Genomic DNA, 18326 nt, shown 5'->3' with positions numbered 1-18326 from the left:
CCGATGACCACTCCCAAGGCGTCCTCCGGTGACGAGAAGCTGCGCGCCTATCTCAAACGCGTCACCGTCGAACTCGGCGAGACCCGGAGGGCGCTGGCCGAGCACCAGAAGCGTTCGGACGAGCCGGTCGCGATAGTCGCCATGAGCTGCCGCCTGCCCGGCGGGGTGGGTTCGCCCGAGGACCTGTGGGATCTCGTGGCCTCCGGCAAGGACGCGGTACGCGACTTCCCCGACAACCGTGGATGGGACCTGGCCGGCCTCTACGACCCGAATCCGGACCGGCCCGGCACGTCCTACGTCCGGCACGGTGGTTTCATGCCGGAGGCCGGCGACTTCGACGCGTCGTTCTTCGGGTTCTCCGACGCCGAGGCGCTCGCCATGGACCCGCAGCACAGGCTGCTTCTGGAAACCACCTGGGAGTCGCTGGAGCGCGCCGGAATCGACCCGTCGGCTCTGCGGGGCACCGACACCGGTGTGTACGCGGGAAGCAGCGTCGCCGACTACGCCATGCTGCCGGCGGATCCGCCGGAGCACCGGCAGACGGGGGCCGGTTCTCTGCTCGCCGCGCGGATCGCGGACGCCTTCGGCCTCACCGGCCCGTCGGTCACCATCGACACGGCCTGCTCGTCCTCGTTGGTCGCCCTGCATGTGGCGGCTCAGGCGCTGCGCCAGGGGGAGTGCTCGCTGGCCCTGGTCAGCGGGGTGTCGGTGATCTCCACCCCGCAGATCTTCGTGGACTTCAGCCGTCAGCGAGGACTGGCACCGGACGGCCGGGTCAAGGCGTTCGCGGGCGCCGCCGACGGTACGGCCTGGTGCGACGCGGTCGGCACCCTGGTTGTCGAGCGACTGTCCGATGCCCGTCGTCTGGGGCACCGGGTCCTGGCCGTCGTACGCGGTTCCGCCGTCAACCAGGACGGCGCGTCCAACGGACTGACGGCGCCCAACGGGCCCTCCCAGCAGCGCGTCATCCGGGCAGCCCTGAACAACGGCGCGCTGTCGCCGACCGAGGTGGACATGGTCGAGGCGCATGGCACCGGCACCCGGCTCGGCGACCCGATCGAGGCCGAGGCACTGCTCAGGACGTACGGTCAGGGGCGGCCGGCCGAGCGGCCGCTGTGGCTGGGCTCGGTGAAGTCCAACTTCGGCCACGCGGGCGCCGCGGCGGGTGTCGTCGGGATCATCAAGACAGTGCTGGCCATGCGGTACGGCCTGTTTCCCCCCACGCTGAACGTGGACGAGCCGACTCCGATGGTGGACTGGGACGCGGGAGCGGTTCGCCTGCTGACCGAGGCCCGTCCGTGGCCGGACGCCGGCCGTCCCCGCCGGGCGGGTGTCTCCGCGTTCGGGGTCAGCGGAACCAACGCTCATGTGATCCTCGAACAGGTATCCGAGGAACAGTCCGCCGAGGACAGGCCGGTCCGCGTCCGCGACGGGCTCCGTCCCGGCGCCCCGGGACCGGCCGGGACCGGTGCGAGCGACGGCGCCACGGCGGTGCCGGACGCGCCACCGCTGCTGCTGTCGGCCGCGGATGCCGGGGCACTGCGTGATCAGGCACGCCGGCTCTCGGCGTATCTGCCGCTCCAGCCGGGCCTGTCGTGGGCGGATGTCGCGCATGCCCTTGCCACTACCCGCGCGGCACTGTCCCATCGCGCGGCTGTCATGTCCGAGGGGCGGGCCGGACAGGACCTCGCCCTGGTGGCGCGGGGCCTGACGGGACCGGGAGTGATCACCGGCACAGCGCGTGAGCCGGGCCGGATCGCGCTGGTCGTGCCGGAGGACGGCACCACGCTGCTGACCGCGGCGGCGGAACTGCTCGACCGCTCCGCCGGGTTCGCCGCCGGGTTGCGCTCCGTCGCCGCGGCGGTCGAGCGGTACACGTCCGTAAGGGTGGAAGCCGTACTGCGCGACCGCGGGGAAGTCCCGGCCGGGATCCGGCGGCCGGTCATGTTCGCCGTCGCGGTCGCCCTCGCGGGACTGTGGCAGGACCACGGGGTGCGCGTCGAGTCGGTGTCGGGCGACGGTCTGGACCGGGTCGCCGGGGAGTATCTGGCGGGCGAGCTCGCGCTGGAGGACGCTGTCCGCGCCCTCCTCGCCGATGACCCGGTTTCCGCCTCGGCCGAGGCCCTGGCGGCCGGTGGCTACCGGACGTTCCTGATGGCGGGCGCCGCCCCCGGCGAGGTCGCCGGCCTCACGGGCGCGGTCCCCGGTGTCCTGGCGCTCGCGGTACTGCCGGCGGGCGACGGGCTGGCCGAGGCCTGGGTGAACGGGCTGCCGGTGACATGGCCGGTGCCGGCCGGGCGGCGCCCGGTGGACCTGCCGACATATCCCTTCCAGCACCGCACCTACTGGATCCGGCCGCAGGAGGCCGCCGCCACCTCCCCGGACGAGCCCGACGCCGACTTCTGGACGGCGGTCGAACTGCGGGACGCGGCCGGGCTCGCCGGGCTGCTCGGCGCGGAGAGCCCCGCCGCCGTCGAACCGGTGCTGCCCGCCCTCGCCGGACTGCGGGCCGAGCTGCGGCAGGACGCGGCGGTACGGGACTGGCGCTACCGCACCGTGTGGCGCGAGGTGACGCCGGACTCGTCCGCCGCGCCGACCGGGCACTGGCTGGTCGTGGTGCCGGAGTTCCTGGCCGCCTCCGAGCCGTGGAGCGCGGCGCTGGAGGACCGGGGAGCCCGGGTGACCCGCGTCACCGTGCCGCCTGGTACCGGGCGCGAGGCGCTGGCCCGACGGCTCGCCGGAGCCGTGGCGGAACAGCGGCCGGAGGGTCTCGTCTCGGCGCTGGCCCTCGACGAGACCCCGCACCCGGAACATTCCGCGCTCACCGTCGGCCTGACCGGCACACTGGATCTGGTGGCCGCTCTGACCGGGCTGGAAGCGGAGTTGCCCGTGTGGCTGCTGACCCGGGCGGCGGTCGCGGCCGGCCCCCAGGACACCATCGGCGCCCCCCTTCAGGCCGGTGTCTGGGGGCTGGGGCTGGCGCTGGCCGAGGAACATCCGCACTTGTGGGGCGGCGCGATCGATCTGCCGGCGGACGGCGACGGTGACGCGCTGCTGGCCGGTGTGCTCGCCGCCGGTGACCGCGAGGACGGGGTCGCGCTGCGGGGCTCCGCCGTACTGGCCAGACGTCTGGTCCGCGCGCCTCTGGAAGAAGCGCCCGCCCGCCGCGCGTGGCGGCCCGAGGGCACCGTCCTCGTCACCGAAGGCACCAGCGGGACCGGTGCGGAGGTGGCACGGCATCTGGCCCGGACGGGTGCCCGGCACCTGCTCCTGACGGCGGCGCAGGAGCCCTCCGGAGCCGAACGCATCGCCCTGGAGGGCGCCTTCGCGGCCCTCGGGGCACGGGTGACCGTGGCCGCCTGCGATGTGACCGACCGTACCGGGACCGCCCGGCTGCTGGCGGCGGTCCCGGAGGACGAACCTCTGACCGCCGTCTTCCACTGCGCGGAGGTGCTGGTCGAAGGCCCGCTGGAGGAGCTGGGGCTGTCCTCGGTGGACCGCATGGTACGGGCCAAGGCCGGTGCCGTGGCGGTCCTCGACGAGCTGACCGGAGATCTCCCGCTGTCCGCGTTCGTGACGTTCTCGTCCATCGCCGGAACGATCGGGGTGGGGGTCGGCCTGGGCGGGTTCGCCGCGGCCAACGCCCAGTTGGACGCGCTTGTCCAGCGGCGGAGATCGGCCGGCCGGCCGGCCACCGATGTCGCCTGGGGAGTGTGGAACGAGGAGTTCGCCGACCCGGACCGGGCCGGGCTGGAACGGGTCCGGCACGAGCGGCTGCGCCGCCGGGGCATCCCGGCGATCGGACGCCGCCACGCCCTGACGGTGCTGCGGCAGGTCCTCGACACCGACGAGACCGCCTTGCTGGCCGCCGACATCGCGTGGCCCGACTATCTGCGGTCGACGGCGGCGGGGCGGAGCCGGCTGTTCGCCGAGCTTCCGGAGGCGGCCGGGAACGCGGTGGCGGATCCCGGCGCCGACCGCGCGTCGCCGCTTGAGCGGTTCGCGGGTCTGGACGCGGCGGGCAGGCGGGAGGCATCGCTCGGTCTGGTGCGAACCCAGACCGCGGCTGTCCTGGGCCTGCCGGGACCGGAGGACGTCGACACGCGACGCGGTTTCCTGGAGCTGGGTATGGACTCGCTCACCACGGTGGAACTGCGCAACCGGCTTTCCGCGGCGACGGGTGTACGGCTGACCGCGCGGCAGATCCTGGACGCTCGCACTCCGGACGCCCTGGCCGGTCTCGTCGCCGCGGGACCGGCCGGCGGGGAAGGCGCTGGCGGCGACGGGGCAGGCGAAGGCGGTGGCATCGGCGCGGCCTCCGGTCCGTCGGCGGAGCCCATGCTGACCGGTCTGTTCCGGTCCGCGCTGCGGGAGGGCCGGTCCGGGTCCTTCACCCGGCTGCTGGGCACCGCGGCGGGGTTCCGGCCGGTCTTCCACGACCCGGCGGATGCGCCCGGGGCGGATCCGGTACTTCTCGCGAGGGGCACGGCTGGTGACCCCGTCTTCTGCCTGCCGAGTGTGCTCGCCACGTCCGGGCCGGAGCAGTTCGCCAGGCTCGCCGCGGGGTTCGGCGGGAGCCGGGACGTCTACGCGCTGCCGCTGCCCGGTTTCCGTGACGGCGAGTCGCTGCCCGCCGGGCTGTCCGTGCTGACCGGGGTGCTGGCCTCCGCGGTCCGCCGGGCGGCCGGCGGACCGTACACACTCCTCGGCTACTCGTCGGGCGGGCTGCTGGCCCACTCGGTCGCGGCCCGGCTGGAGGCCGGGGGAGCCGGTCCGGCGGCGGTCGTGCTGCTGGACACGTTTCCCGTCGGCGGCGGCCTGCTGGAGGAGTTCGGTCCCGCTCTGCTGACCGGGATGGCCGGGCGTGCGGGGCTCACCGGTCTCGACGACGAGGCGCTGACCGCCATGGGCGGTTATCTGCGGCTCCTGGAGGACTGGCGGCCCGCACCGCTCAAGGCGTCCGTGCTTCTCGTGCGTGCCGCCGGTCACGACTGGGGCGGCCCGGGGCCGGACCGCGCTGAACTGACGGCCTCCGCCACGGTGGTGGACACTCCCGGCGATCACTTCGACCTGATCGAGCGGCACGCCTCGGACACGGCCGGTGCGGTCCGGGAGTGGCTGACGGCACAGCCCGCCGGGGCCTCGGCGTGAGCCGCCGCGCGGCGGATCCGGCGGGGAGGCACGGCGTGCGACGACCGGCTGAAGGTGTCTGCTGCGGCCGGTACCACGACGCTGCGGTGAACGCTGTTCAACTTGCACATGCAGTATAGAAACCGCGCACCGTAGAGTGTCAAGTATGGGAGTCCAGCGGCAAAGCCGAAGAGAACGGCTGAGGGCGGCAACGACCGCACAAATCAAGGCCACCGCGCTCAGCCACCTGGCCAGTGAGGGGTCCAACGCTGTCTCGTTGCGGGCCATCGCGCGCGAGATGGGGATGACGGCCGCGGCGATCTACGGCTACTTCGACACCAGGGAAGCGCTGGTGGAGGAGCTCATCGCCGATCTCCACGAGGCCCTCGCCGAACGGCTCGACCAGGCCTGCCGCGATGTGGCGGCGGACGATCCGGCCGCCGCGATCCTCGCTCTCGGCCACGCCTACCGGCACTGGGCGATCAGCAACCCCCAGTACTTTCATCTGATCCACGGTCGCTCGGCCGACGAGCGGCATCCGGTGCCGGAGGCCGCGCACCGAGGACCCCGGCTGCTCGCGTGGCTGGTCGCCGCGAGGATCGGGGACGGTGACGCGGGCCTGGACCCCGGCTTCCCGTCCGCCCACCACGCGTACGACTGGGCGGACTTCGCGCCGGAGTATGTCACCCGCGTCCGGGCCGTCCACGCCGATGTGTCGCCGGCCGCCGTGGCGCTGGCCCTGCGATGGTGGGCCCGGATGCACGGCTTGGTCTCCCTGGAGGTCTACGGGCATCTCGGCAGCCAGACGCGGGAGCCGGAGAAACTCTTCAACGCGGAGATCCAGCAGTTCGCCGCCGCCCTCGGGGGCGCCCCGGGGGCGCGCGAACGGGAGTGAACGGCGCCGGAGACGGCGGAACGCCCGGCCGGGAGAACCCGGCCGGGCGTTCTTTTCGGAGCCCGCCGCTCAGTCGAAGAAGCCGTGGATCCGGTGGATCCGACCGCTCTTGAGGAGCACGAAGTCCCGGCCGCTCGCGATGGAAGGCCCGCCGTTGGTACCCGCCGTCCATGTGAACAGCACGGTGTCATGGTGGAACTTGACGTCGCCCAACGCGAAGATCAGGTCGGGGGCCTGCGTGCGGAACGCGCCGAGGTGCCCGTCGATACCGTCCCAGCCCGTCACTTCGGCCGTGGGGTCGGAGTAGACCGCGTCCTCGGTGAAGACCTCCGCGATACCGGCCTTGCGCCTGGTCCCGTCCGTTTCGTTGAAGACCTCGATGTACTTCTTGAGAAGGTCAGTGACGATGTCGCTCAAAAGATTCCCTTTCGGAGAGAAAAGAGTGAGAGCGCACCGCGGTCCGCTTTCGCGGACAGTACGTCGACCTCTGGTCGCCGCAGCAGACACTGTTCACTCTACATGCCGGTGTGGCGCGTCCGCCCGTCGATCCGGTCACGGACCGGCGGTGAGGGCCACCGGGATCTCGGCGTAACTGCGCTGTGTGATGGCCCCGTTGGTTGGCGGCTGAGGGACCGTCAGTTCGGGCGCGAAGCGTGTGAGGAGTACGTTGAGCCCCACCTCCGTGATCATCTTGGCGACCGGAGCCGCCACGCAGTAGTGGATGCCGTGTCCGAAGCCCACGTTGCGCGGCCCGACCCTGGTCAGATCGAGCGTGTCCGGGTTCTCGTAGGCCCGGGGGTCGCGGTTGGCCGAGCCGAACAGCAGATAGGCCTCCTCGCCCGCCTTGACCTTGACGCCGTTCACCTCGGTGTCCTCCAGGGCCATCCGCTCGACGAGCTGAACGGTGCTGTCGTAGCGCACCAGTTCCTCCACCGACCGCTCGGCGTGTTCCGGGTGGGCCGTGTAGTAGGCACGCTGCTCGGGGTGCTGGAGCAGAGCCACGCTCGCCAGGCCCAGCAACGCCTGCGGGGCGGCCCAGCCGGCCAGGAAGAGATTGGCCACCGTGGTGAGGATCTCGATCTCGTTCAGCCGGTCCCCGGCCTCCTCCACCCGGATCAGGTCGCTGACCAGGTCCTCCCGGGGATGAGCGCGGCGGTCCTGGATCATCTCCAGGGTTATCTCCATCACCCCGTCGCGCACTTTCAGACGCTGCTGCTCGGCCTCCGGGGTGAGGGTGAAGCCGGGGTCCAGACCCCGGCCCCCGTCCCGCCCGTAGCCGATGCACCGCTCCGTGTACTCCTCGGGAACGCCGACCAGGCGGTTGACGGAACGGACACCCAGCGGCCGGCAGAATTCCGCCGAGAGGTCCAGAGGGCCGTCCCCGTGCTTCTCCCTGGCCGCGGTGAGCAGTTCCACGGCCAGCTCTTCGATGATCGGCCGCAGACGCTGCACCACCCGGACCGTGAACGCCCGGTTCACCAGGGCCCGCAGCCGGGTGTGGTTCGGCGGGTCCATGAACATCAGGGCGTCCTTGGGGCCCTCGGGCGACGGGACCTTGGCGTCCTGGGCACCCAGGCCGTTGCCGTGGCCGAAGCGGGGGTCGCGCAGAACCTGGTTGACCTCCTTGTACCTCATGACGGCGACACCCGCGTCGGTCCGGTGCACCGCGGCCTGCTCGCGCAGCCGGGCGTAGTTCGTGTACGGGTTGGCCAGGAACTCCGGGTTCAGCGGGTCGTACGGAAGGACCTTCGGTTTCTCCGAAGAGTTCAGTACCGAGATATCGGGCATGGTGCGCTCCTTCTGGTGGGTCAGGCGGGAATCAGCTCGACCGGCAAATCGAGCAGTACGGTGTGCTTGTTGTAGGGGGTGCGGACCACGGGGCCGGTGAGACGAAGGGCGGCCACGTGATCGAGGAGTTGTTCGAACAGCGGGCTCATCACCAGCCGGCCGGCCTCGCCACCGGAACAGTCATGGACGCCGGAACCGAAGGACAGGTGCGGATTGGGGTCCCGGCGGATGTCGAAGGTGTCGGAGCGGTCGAAGACCGTCTCGTCCCGGTTGGCGGACGGCCACCAGAGGGTGATCTTGTCGCCGGCCCGGATCAGATGCCCGTGCAGTTCGACGTCCCGGGTGGCCGTACGGCGGTTGTACGGATTGGGCGGCGCCCAGCGCAGCATCTCCTCGACCGCGCCGGGCAGGAGTGACCGGTCCGCGCGCAACAGCTGCCACTGACCGGGGTGTTCGGCCATCGCCAGCAGCCCGGCCGCCAGGACGTTACGGGTCTGCTCGAAGGCGTGCATCATCAGCACGACGAAGTTGTGCTCACGCTCGTACGGCCGCAGCGGCGGCTCCCCGCTGCTCCGCGGCAGTCGCCCGTGGGTCAGCACGGAACCGAAGTCCGGATCCGGCCTCTCCCGTTTCGCGGCCAGCAGGCCCTGGAAATAGCGCGCCATCGTCATGAACGTGGCACGTGAGTTCTCGTCGGACCGGCCGGTGCGGCGGTCGGCGAGAGCGATGACCTGGTGCGTCCAGGACTGCAGCTGGTCCCAGTCGGTGCCGGGGACGCCGAAGAGACCGGCCACGGCACGCAGGGCGAGCGGTTCGGCCAGGGCCTCGACGAGATTGACGGAGCCCTGGAGGACCGCGCGACCGACCAGTCGCGCGGCGTCGGCGCGCGCCAGGTCCACGCGGAGCAGCGAACCGCTGCCACTCAGCGACGGGGTGATCATGTCCTTGAGGGCCTGGTGCCGCGGATCGTCCATCATCGGCAGCAACACCCCCGCGTGGACGCCGATCTCCATGTCCTCCAGATGGGTGCCACCGCCCTTGCGGCCACCGCCTCCTTGGGCGGAGAAGACCGGATCCGCGCCGGCCGCGGCGATGTCGGCGTACCGGCTGAGCACCCAGAAGCCCTCGCCGTCGGCGCTGCCCGCGCCCGGGGGGTGGTACAGCAGCGGGGCCTGCCGCCGCAGCCTGGCGAAGAGTTCGTACGGCACGCCCGTGGCGAACCGCGCGTGGTCGGTCAGGTCGAAGCCGTCGAGGACCTCCGGCAGCTCGGCGGTCCGGGGAGTCGGCATCATCGGGTCTCCAGGGAGGTCAGCCAGGCATGGCTGACTTTCGCGTAGTCGGGTGAGTCGGTGGTTTCCCCGGCCGTCAGCCGGCGGACGAGGCCGGCCAGGCGGTGCCGGGCCGCCGTGGTGTGGATGTCCGCCAGCTCCTGCGCCGGCGCACCGCCGTCCTGGGCGGCGCGGGCGAGGACCGCGCACACCCCGAACAGCTCGGTGGCGAGCCTGCCGACGAGGATCACCGTCTCCTGGCGTTCGGAGAGCCGCGCCGGATCGGGGTGACGGGCGACCAGCCGCCGACAGATCCGGTCCAGTCGCCGGAAGGTGCCGGCGACCGCCGCCAGATGGCGCCGGTTGGCGACGGACAGCGGGGCGGACGGGAATTCGGGCACGGGGCGGTCGGCGCCCGCCCCGGGGAGATAGCGCGCCAGCAGCATCCGGCCCGCCCGGTGGTCGTTGACGAAGTCGACGTTGCCGACGATCCGCAGGGCGCGGGCGTCGCGGTGGTAGCGCTCGGCCGGGTGCGGCACGGCGCCCCGTCTGCGCTTGCTCTGAGCGGTCTCGATGCCCTCACCGCCCAGCAGCCCGACGACGCGGTCGCTGGCCCGCCAGCTCAGCCCGGTGACGAGGTTCTTGGCCGCGTATGTCTCGAAGGCCCGGTCGTACTCGGCGCCGGGGTCCAGCAGCGTCCAGCGGGTCACGCTCTCGACGGCGAACTCGTCGGCCAGTGTGGCCGCGACGATCCTCTGGATCTTGTCGTGATCGGCGAGACCACGCCCGTCGATCCGGCGCCTGCCGAGGAACTCGGCGGCGTACTCGAGGCAGTTGCGGATGACGGCGAGGGACCCGACCGCGGCGAAGGCCGTCCGGCCGTAGGAGCCCTGAAGGGCGACGGGCAGCGGCAGACGGGAGGACGCGTCGCCCAGGAGCGCGTGTTCCCTCGGCACCCGTACGCCCTTCAGCCGGATCGATGACGACAGGGCGCCCATGCCGATGAAGTCATTGGCGGCCAGGACCTCGAAGCCGGGAGTGCCGGTGCGGAAGAAGAACACCCCGGCCCTGGGGCCGCCCGGCTCCGTGACGGTGGCGGAGACACCGATCAGTTCCGCGATGCCGGCGTTCGCGATGAACAGCTTGTCGCCGCGCAGCAGATACGCCGAGCCGTCCTCGGTGAGTTCCGCCGTGGTCTCGGACAGGGTGTTGTTCTGTCCCGCGGGATCGGTGTCCGCGAAACCGGATATGCTGCCGGCCGCGATCTCGGCGCGGAGCAGGTCACGCAGCGGGCCGGGCGGTGTCACCGGAAGCAGGGCGCTCGCGGCGATGCCGTTCTGCACACACAGCATCTGCCCGACGCTCATCGACCGTCGCGCGACGCGCACGGCGACGCGTACCAGGGCGTATGGCGTGAGGCCGTGGCCGCCGAGCTCCGGCGGCGCCGTGAGCTGGAAGTAGCCCCCCTCGCGAAGTCTCCCCAGGAGTCCGTCCGGCCACTCGCGGGTGCGGTCGATCTCGTCGCCGTCCACCCAGGAGTCGACGAGGGGCCCGAGCTCCGACAGCAGAGCGTCCGTGACCGCGGTCTCCTCGGGACCGGGTTCCGGGAACCCGGCGAACCGCTCCCATGGCAGCCGGCCCGTGGTCAGGCCTTCGACGAAGCTCGCGGGCGGGGCGTCTCGTTGTGCCGGCATGTGCTGCTCCTCGCGGACGGAGTGTGTGATCGGGTACGGGGGCGGTGGCGTCGCGGCTGCCGCACCGTGGCGGCGCGGCCCGGTCGAGTACGCGAGGACGCGTACTCGACCCCGTTGCGGCCGGCCTCAGAGGGAAGCCGTGTCCGGGCCGTCGGCGGCCAGACCGGCCAGCAGCCGGTCCACCCGGCCGAGCCCGGCGGGCTCGGTGCCGCGTGCCGCGACGTACCCGTCGGGACGCAGCAGCAGGAATCCGTCCGTTCTACGGCGGTGGTGCTCATGGCACAGTTCCGGGCCGTGTGCCTGGGCCAGCCTGCGACCGAGACGGTCCAGGGCCGAGTCCGCGGCGCGGCTCACGGTGAGCAGCCGGAATCCCGTGCCGGGACTGGCCGCCGGGACCCATCTCGGAGGGCGGGCACCCGGCGGCGGAAGGGCGCGGCCGGCCTTCAGGAACGAGGTGGGCCCACGTTCCGCGGCCCGGTCGTCCCGGGCATGCGTCATGGAGTCGGGGTAGCGCACCCGGCGCCCGGCGAGCAGCGGGACGAACCAGCGCTGGAGCACGCCGGTGGCGCCGAGCAGGTTCCAGGTGACGTTCTGCACCCGGGAGGCGGCCGGGCCCAGGGTGAACATCTTCATCAGACGGTGTGTCGTACTGACGATCTGCCGGGCGGCCTGGAGCCGCTCGGGTTCGTAGGTGTCCAGGATCCGCGGCGCGTACCGGCCGTTGATGACGCCGGCCAGCTTCCACGCCAGGTTGTGCACGTCCTGGAGGCCGAGGTTGAGGCCCTGACCGCCGACGGGGGTGTGGGTGTGGGCGGCGTCACCGACGAGGAACGCCCGGCCCTTGCGCATGGCGGTCGCGATCCGCTCGGCGGTCGAGAAGGTGGCGAGCGTGTCCAGCTCGACCACCCGCAGACCGCTGTCGGTGCGCTCGTCCAGGAACCCCTGTACGGCCTCGGGAGTGAGCGGGAAACCGGGAGCGAGTACGCCGGAGACCCGGACGGTGCCTCCGGGCATCGGCCCGAAGACCAGCGACCCCTTCGGGCCGAGGTAGTAGTGGACGGTGCCAGGGGCGTAGTCGCCGTCGATCCGGCCCTCGGCGAGCAGGAAGTCAAGCGGCAGCTGGGCCCCGCGGAACTCGATACCCAGTTGCTCCCGCACCGTGCTGTGCACGCCGTCGGCGCCGATCAGCCAGTCGGCCTCTATCGTCTCCTCGACACCGTCGGGTCCCTCGGCCACGGCGGTCACACCCGTGTCGGTCAGTTCGGTCCGGCTGATCCGTACCCCCCGCTCGACCCGGCCGCCGAGCTTGCCCAGGGCGCCCTCCAGCAGCTCCATGGTCTGCTCCTGGGGCAGCATCAGGGGCTCGTCCGTCTTGCCCAGCGGCACTGTGAGGACCCGGTCCCGCAGGTGGTAGATGTTGCTGTGCACGCGCAGTCCGCGGCGCAGCGCCTCGTCCAGAACGTTGGCGGTGTGCAGGACTTCGAGCCCGAGTGGCCAGAGCTGGACGGCCCGGGAGCCGACCGCGCGGTCCTCGCGGGCCTCCACGAGCCGTACCGGCACGCCGAACTGCATCAGTTCGCAGGCCGCGGCGAGTCCGCAGGGGCCTGCGCCGACGATCAGGACCGGTGTCCGGCCGCCGCTCTGCGTCGGCACGGTGCTTTCGGTCATGGGACGCGCTCCTTAGATTCGCGGGCCGGGATGACCCGTTGGGGGGACGGTGGCCGCGGGGCCGGAAGTGGAGCCGAGCCAGGTGCGGATCAGCCGCGCGGCCGCGGGTGCGTGCTCCGTGAGCAGCGTGAGGCGGTTGCCGGGCGCCCGTACAGTGCGCGTAAGGGCGGTGCGGGAGGGAAGATCGGCGAACGCCCGGTCCGCGGTACGGATCAGCAGGGTGGGTACGGCCGGCTGAACGGAAACCGGCCCGGTCAGGAACGGAAGGTAGGCGCCCAGGGCGGTGAGCCGGACCTCGTCCGCGTCCGCCTGCCCGGGGCCGGGCGGGGCGTCGGCGAACGGCCCGTGTGCGGCCGCCGACGGGTCCCCCGCCGGCGGTGCGGCGCCCAGCAGGACGACACCGGCCGCGGGCCGTCCGTCCGCCGCCAGCCGGGCGGCGACGGCTTGTGCCAGCGGTCCGCCGGCCGCGTACCCGACCAGCAGGGGCGGTTTCCGCCCGTCACGAGGGCCCGACGTCAGGGCGATCGCCTCGGCCATGGCTTCCAGGGTCAGCGGCAGACGTTCACCGGCCCGGAAGCCGGGCAGGGCGATGGAGGTGACGTCGTGAACGCCGTCGAACTGGTCCGCGAGGAGTGCGAACTGCTCCGGGGCCACCTCTCCCCGCGGGCTCGGCAGACAGAGGAGCGGCACGCCGTCCGAGCCCCGGGCCAGCCGCACCGGGACCGGCAGATCGTGCTCCTCGGGCGGAAGTCCGAAGGACGGCCGGTGCCCCGCGGCGGCGGTGAGGAATCGCAGGAACTCGTCGGCGCGGCCGTCCTCCCGGGCTCGCCGGGACAGCGACCCCAGCAGACCGGCCGGGCCGGTCCGGTGGACGGCGCCCGCCCGCGCCGGCCCGCCCGGGGCGGATGCCCCCGTGGCGGAGGGGAAGGCGGAGGACAGGCCGGCCGGGACGGCGCCGGACCGGCCCCCGGCGGTGGCCGGGGGTCCGGCCACCGTCACGACGGGGACGTCCTGGTCCGCCGTGGCGAACAGATCCGTGTGAAGGTGTGCGGCCAGCGCGTCGGGGGTGCGCTGCTCCAGGATGACGCGGGCGGTCAGCCGGACCCCGGTGGCGGCCGAGAGGCGGTTGCGCAACTCGACGACGGTGAGTGAGTCGAGTCCCAGCTCCAGGAACATCCGGGAGGAGTCCACCTCCGTATCGGCGGAGTGCCCCAGGACGGCGGCGATCTCGCCGGTGACCAGCGAGCGCACCGTGTCGTGCCGCCGGGCGGGGGAGAGCCCTTCCAGCCGAGTGCGGAACGCGTCCGGCCCGAGCGGGCGTTCCGCCGGGCCGTGCGACGGGTCCGGCGAAGGTCCCCGCGCCTCGGCGGCCTCGGGGATCTCCCTCAGCAACGCGTCGCCCGAGCCGTCCCCTCGGGCGTCCAGATGGTCCCGCCAGCGGACGTCGGTCACCAGGGCCGTGCTGTCGCCCCGTGCCAGGATCCGGCCCAGGGCCTCAAGGGCGAGGTCCGGAGCGAGTGGTGGAAGTCCCCGTCCGGTCAGCCGGGCCCGCCGGGCGGCCTCCCCCCGTACGGGTGCGGTCCCGTCCTCCCACACGCCCCAGGCCACCGAGGCGGCGGGCAGTCCCCGGGCGGCACGGTGCTCGGCGAGTGCGTCGAGGTAGGCGCCCGCGGCACCGTATCCGCCCAGCCCGGGTACTCCGCCGAGGGTGCCGGCGAACGTGGAGAACAGCACGAACGCGTGGAGGTCGTGCCCGAGCGTGAGCCGGTGAAGGTGCCAGGCACCGGCTGCCTTCGCCCCGATCGTCCGGGCGAGCCGGTCTGCGGGCAGGTCCTCCAGCGGGCCCTCGCCGCGCGGGTCGGCCGTGTGCACCACTGTGGTCAGCGGCAGACCGTCGGGAACCTGGGCTACGGCGTGCGCCAGCGCCTCGGCATCGCCCGGATCGGCCTCCACGAGCGTCATACCGACGTCCGAAGCGGCCAGTTCGCGGGCCAGTTCCGCGCCCATGGCCGTCGCGTCCGGGCTCCGGCCGGTGGTCAGCACCAGATGCTCGGCGCCGGACCGGGCGAGCCACCGGGCGACGTGCGGGCCCGCGCCGACGAGGCCGTCGGTGACCAGCGCGGTACCGCGCACGGCCCAGGCGGGCCGGGCGGGTCCCGTGGAGCCGGTGCCGGCCGGGGGGCCTGCGGCCGTCCGCTTCCCCCCGTTCCCCCCGGCTGCGGCGGGCCCGCCGGACACCGGGATCAGACGGCGGGCGAACACCCCGGTGCTTCTGACGGCGAGTTCGCGTTCCATGCCGGAGCCGGAGCCGGAGCCGGAGCCGGAGCCGGAGCCGGAGCCGGAGGCGGCCAGTGCCAGGGCCAGCCGTCGGGCCGCTCGGGCGTCCACCTGGGCGGGCAGATCGATGACACCGCCCCACAGCGCCGGACTCTCCACGGCCGCCGCCTTCGCCAGCCCCCACACCAGCGCCTGGGCGGGACTGGTCACCGCGTCGAGCGGCCCGGTCGAGACGGCTCCACGGGTGAGCGACCACAGACGGGCGCCGGTTTCCAGCGACGCCAGAGCCCTCAGCAGCGTCAAGGTGCCGTTCGTCACCACTCCGGGCTCGCCGCCGTCGACGGGATCGTACGGGTCCCCGGCGGTCGGCAGCAGCGACACCACTCCGGCGGCCTCCGTGGCCCCGGCGGCCCTCAGCCGGTCGGCCAGGCCGTCGACATCGGAGTCGTACGGATCGGTCTCGGTCCGCAGCACCAGGGCGCCGTGCCGGGCCAGCCCCGCCGCGACCTCGTCCGCGGCCGGCCGCGCGCCCGGCGTGGCGGGGGTGACGAGCAGCCAGGTGCCGGTGAGGACCGCGGGCACGGGCTCCGGCAGCGACCGCCACACGGACCGGTGGTGCCAGGACGCGATCGTGGTGTCCGTCCGCCGGTCGCGGCGCCAGGCTGTCAGGGCGGGCATCAGCTCGTCCAGAGCACCGTCGTCGCGCGCGCCGAGGCGCAGCGCGTCGGCCGTACCACGGGTGTTCCCGCTCTCCACCGCCTGCCACAGCGCGTCCAGCGCGGGGCCGGAGGTCTCCGGCTGGTCTGTGGGTGTTTGGAGCCAGTATCGCTTGTGTTGGAAGGGGTAGGTGGGGAGGTTGGTGTGGCGGGTGGTGGGGAGGTTGGTGTGGGTAGTGGTGGTGTGGCGGGTGTTGCTGTTGGTGTTGGTGTTGGTGTTGGTGTTGGTGGTGTGGTTGCTGTTGCTGTTGCTGTTGTTGGTGTTGGGGTGCCAGGTGATGGGGAGGCCGTGTGTCCAGGCTTGGGCGAGGGTGGTGGTGAGGCGGTGTGGTCCGCCGTTGTTTCGGTGGAGGGTGGTGAGGGTGAGGATGTCGGTGTTGTGGTGTTCGGCGGTTTCCTGGATGGCGGTGGTGAGGACGGGGTGGGGGCCGATTTCGATGAAGGTGGTGTGTCCGTCGTCGAGGAGGGTGCGTATGGCGGGTTCGAGGTGTACGGGTTGGCGGCAGTTGTTGTACCAGTAGTGGGCGGTGAGTTCGGTGCCGTTGAGGATGGTGGGGGTGGGGGTGGTGGTGGAGTATTGGGGGGTGTGGGCGGTTTGTGGGGTGATGTTGGCGAGTGTGGTGAGGAGTTGGTGGCGGAGGGGTTCGACGTGGGGGCTGTGGGAGGCGACGGTGGTGGGGATGATGCGGGCGCGGGTGCCTTGGGCGGTGAGGGTGGTGACGAGTTGTTGGAGGGCGTGGTGGTCGCCGGCGACGGTGAGGGCGGTGGGGCTGTTGATGCCGGCGGTCCAGAGGCGGCCGGTGTGGGGTTGGAGGTGGGGGGTGAGTTCTTCCTGGGTGATCTGGATGGAGGCGACGGCGCCGTGGCCGGTGAGGTGGTCGGCGAAGATCTGGGAGCGGGTGGTGATGATGTGGGTGGCGTCGTGGAGGGTGAGGGCGCCGGTGAGGTGGGCGGCGGCGATTTCGCCCTGGGAGTGGCCGATGACGGCGTCGGGGTGGATGCCGTGGGATTGCCATACGGCGGCGAGGGCGAGGTTGACGGCGAAGAGGACGGGTTGGAGTACTTCGATCTGTTCGAGTGTGGGTGCGTCGGGGTGGCCGCGGAGTACGTCTTCGACGTGCCAGGGGACGTGTTCCTCGATGAGGGCGGCGCATTCGCGCAGGCGGGTGGTGAACACGGGTGTGGTGTCGAGCAGTTCCAGTGCCATGCCCTGCCACTGCCCACCCTGACCAGGCAACACGAACACGGTCTTGCCCTGTTTGCGCGCGCCTTGCTCCGCCCGGATCACACCGGCGCCGGTACCACCCCGCGCCAGCGTGTCCAGACCGCTGGTCAGTTCCTCCCGGTCCGCGCCCAGCACCACGGCCCGGTGCGCGAGGGCCGGGCGGGTGACGGACAGGGAGAGAGCGGTGTCCACGAGGGGCGGCGCCGGGGCACCGGCCAGGAAGGCGCGAAGATTCGCGGCCTGAGCCCGCAGAGCGGGCTCCCCCGCCCCGGACAGGACCAGGGGCAGGACGGCCGGCATCTGTTCCTCTCCGGTTTCCCGCGGTTCCCCGGGAGCCTCTTCCAGGACGACATGGGCGACCGAGCCGGAGACCCCGAAGGCGGACACCCCCGCACGGCGGGGCAGGCCGGTCGCCGGCCACGGGGTCCGGCGGGTCGGCAGCGACAGCGCGTCGTCCAGGTCGGGAACCGACGGTGTGGCGTCCGGGTGCGGCGTCGGCGGCAGTTCGCCGTGCCGCAGGGCCATCACCATACGGATGACTCCCCCGATCCCCGCGGCGGCCAGGGTGTTGCCGAGGCTGGACTTCACGGTGCCGACGAGCAAGGGGCGATCCCGGTCCCGGCCGTACGCGGCCGCCAGTGCCTCGGCCTCGGCACGGTCGCCGCGAAGGGTCCCGTCGCCGTGCGCCTCCACCGCGTCCACCTCGGCAGGCGACAGCCCGGCATCCGCCAGGGACCGCTCGATGACCAGGCGACGCGCCCGGACGTCCGGGGCGCCCTCCGCGAGCTCCTGGCCGATCGCGGAGCCGCGCAGCAGCGCCAGCACGGGATGGCCGTTGCGACGCGCTTCGGAGAGGCGTTCCACCACAAGGACACCGGCGCCCTCGGCCAGGGCCGTGCCCGCCGCCTCGGACGTGAACGCCCTGACCCGGCCGTCGGGGCTCAGCCTGCCCTGCCGACCGAAGTGCCGGAAGGCGTCGGGTGTGGTCAGCACCGTCGCACCGCCGACGAGTGCCAGCGAACACTCCCCGCGGCGCAGCGCCCCCACGGACATGTGCAGCGCCACCAAGGACGAGGAACAGGCGGTGTCCACCGTCACCGCCGGGCCCTCCAGACCGAGGATGTACGCCGGCCGGCCGGACATGACGCTGCCGGCCAGCCCCGTCAGCCGGTAGGGCTCGATATCGGGGCTGGGCTTGGCGAGGACCAGTCCGTAGTCCTCGCTGGTGCGGCCGGCGAAGACCCCGGTGGCGCTGCCCCTGAGCCCGTGCGGGTCGATTCCCGCCCGCTCCAGCGCCTCCCAGACGGTCTCCAGGAAGAGCCGTTGCTGCGGTTCGATGGCGAGCGCCTCCCGGGGTGATATCCCGAAGAACTCCGCGTCGAAGCCGGCCGCGTCCGGCAGGAATCCGCCTGCTCCGTGGGCGTCGGCCGGCCAGCCCCGGTCGCCGGGGAAGCCGGTCACCGCCTCGCCCCCGGCCAGCAGGAAGTCCCACAGGTCCTCGGGCGAGCGGATCCCGCCCGGGAAGCGGCAGGCCATGCCGACGACGGCGATCGGCTCGGACCGCTCCTCCTGGAGGTCCTTCAGCCGCTTGCGTGAGTCGTGCAGTTCGGCCGTGGCGCGTTTGAGGTACTCCCTGAGCTTCTCTGCGTCTGACATGTGCTCCGT

The 18326-nt window shown here is 72.8% G+C and carries 8 protein-coding genes; 2 read left to right on the top strand and 6 right to left on the bottom strand.

Going from position 1 to position 18326, the window contains the following annotated elements:
* The first annotated feature begins 3 nt into the window (after window positions 1-3).
* Both OG214_RS04460 and OG214_RS04455 read left to right on the top strand, forming a co-directional pair.
* On the top strand, window positions 4-5151 hold the full coding sequence (locus OG214_RS04460) for an SDR family NAD(P)-dependent oxidoreductase (protein ID WP_405983854.1): 5148 nt from the start codon (window positions 4-6) through the stop codon (window positions 5149-5151).
* A gap of 145 nt (window positions 5152-5296) precedes the next feature.
* Entirely contained in the window at window positions 5297-6025 is a 729-nt protein-coding gene (locus OG214_RS04455; RefSeq protein ID WP_363084646.1) for a TetR/AcrR family transcriptional regulator, read from the top strand.
* 69 nt (window positions 6026-6094) lie between these two features.
* On the opposite strand, the gene OG214_RS04450 is transcribed toward OG214_RS04455, so the two are convergent.
* From OG214_RS04450 to OG214_RS04425, 6 genes are all read right to left on the bottom strand, one after another.
* Entirely contained in the window at window positions 6095-6442 is a 348-nt protein-coding gene (locus OG214_RS04450; RefSeq protein WP_405983853.1) for a nuclear transport factor 2 family protein, read from the bottom strand.
* A 135-nt stretch (window positions 6443-6577) separates the two neighbouring features.
* Window positions 6578-7813: a cytochrome P450 gene (locus tag OG214_RS04445; RefSeq protein ID WP_405983852.1), complete on the bottom strand. Its 1236-nt coding sequence runs from the start codon at window positions 7811-7813 to the stop codon at window positions 6578-6580.
* A gap of 20 nt (window positions 7814-7833) precedes the next feature.
* Window positions 7834-9105 carry a cytochrome P450 gene (locus tag OG214_RS04440; protein ID WP_405983851.1) on the bottom strand — a complete coding sequence of 424 codons (1272 nt, stop codon included), beginning with the start codon at window positions 9103-9105 and terminating at the stop codon, window positions 7834-7836.
* Window positions 9102-10775, bottom strand: a complete 1674-nt coding sequence (locus tag OG214_RS04435) for an acyl-CoA dehydrogenase family protein (protein ID WP_405983850.1) — start codon at window positions 10773-10775, stop codon at window positions 9102-9104. Before OG214_RS04435 ends, OG214_RS04440 begins: the two co-directional genes overlap by 4 nt.
* A gap of 126 nt (window positions 10776-10901) precedes the next feature.
* On the bottom strand, window positions 10902-12443 hold the full coding sequence (locus tag OG214_RS04430) for an FAD-dependent monooxygenase (protein ID WP_405983849.1): 1542 nt from the start codon (window positions 12441-12443) through the stop codon (window positions 10902-10904).
* Between the two features lie 12 nt (window positions 12444-12455).
* Window positions 12456-18317 (bottom strand): beta-ketoacyl synthase N-terminal-like domain-containing protein, encoded by a 5862-nt coding sequence (locus OG214_RS04425; protein ID WP_405983848.1) that lies wholly within the window; start codon window positions 18315-18317, stop codon window positions 12456-12458.
* Window positions 18318-18326 lie beyond the last annotated feature (9 nt).

This window comes from Streptomyces sp. NBC_00872, from assembly GCF_045161915.1.
GTDB lineage: Bacteria > Actinomycetota > Actinomycetes > Streptomycetales > Streptomycetaceae > Streptomyces.
The sequence above is the reverse complement of the archived record's forward strand: the minus strand, read 5'-3'. Positions and strand labels throughout refer to the sequence as shown.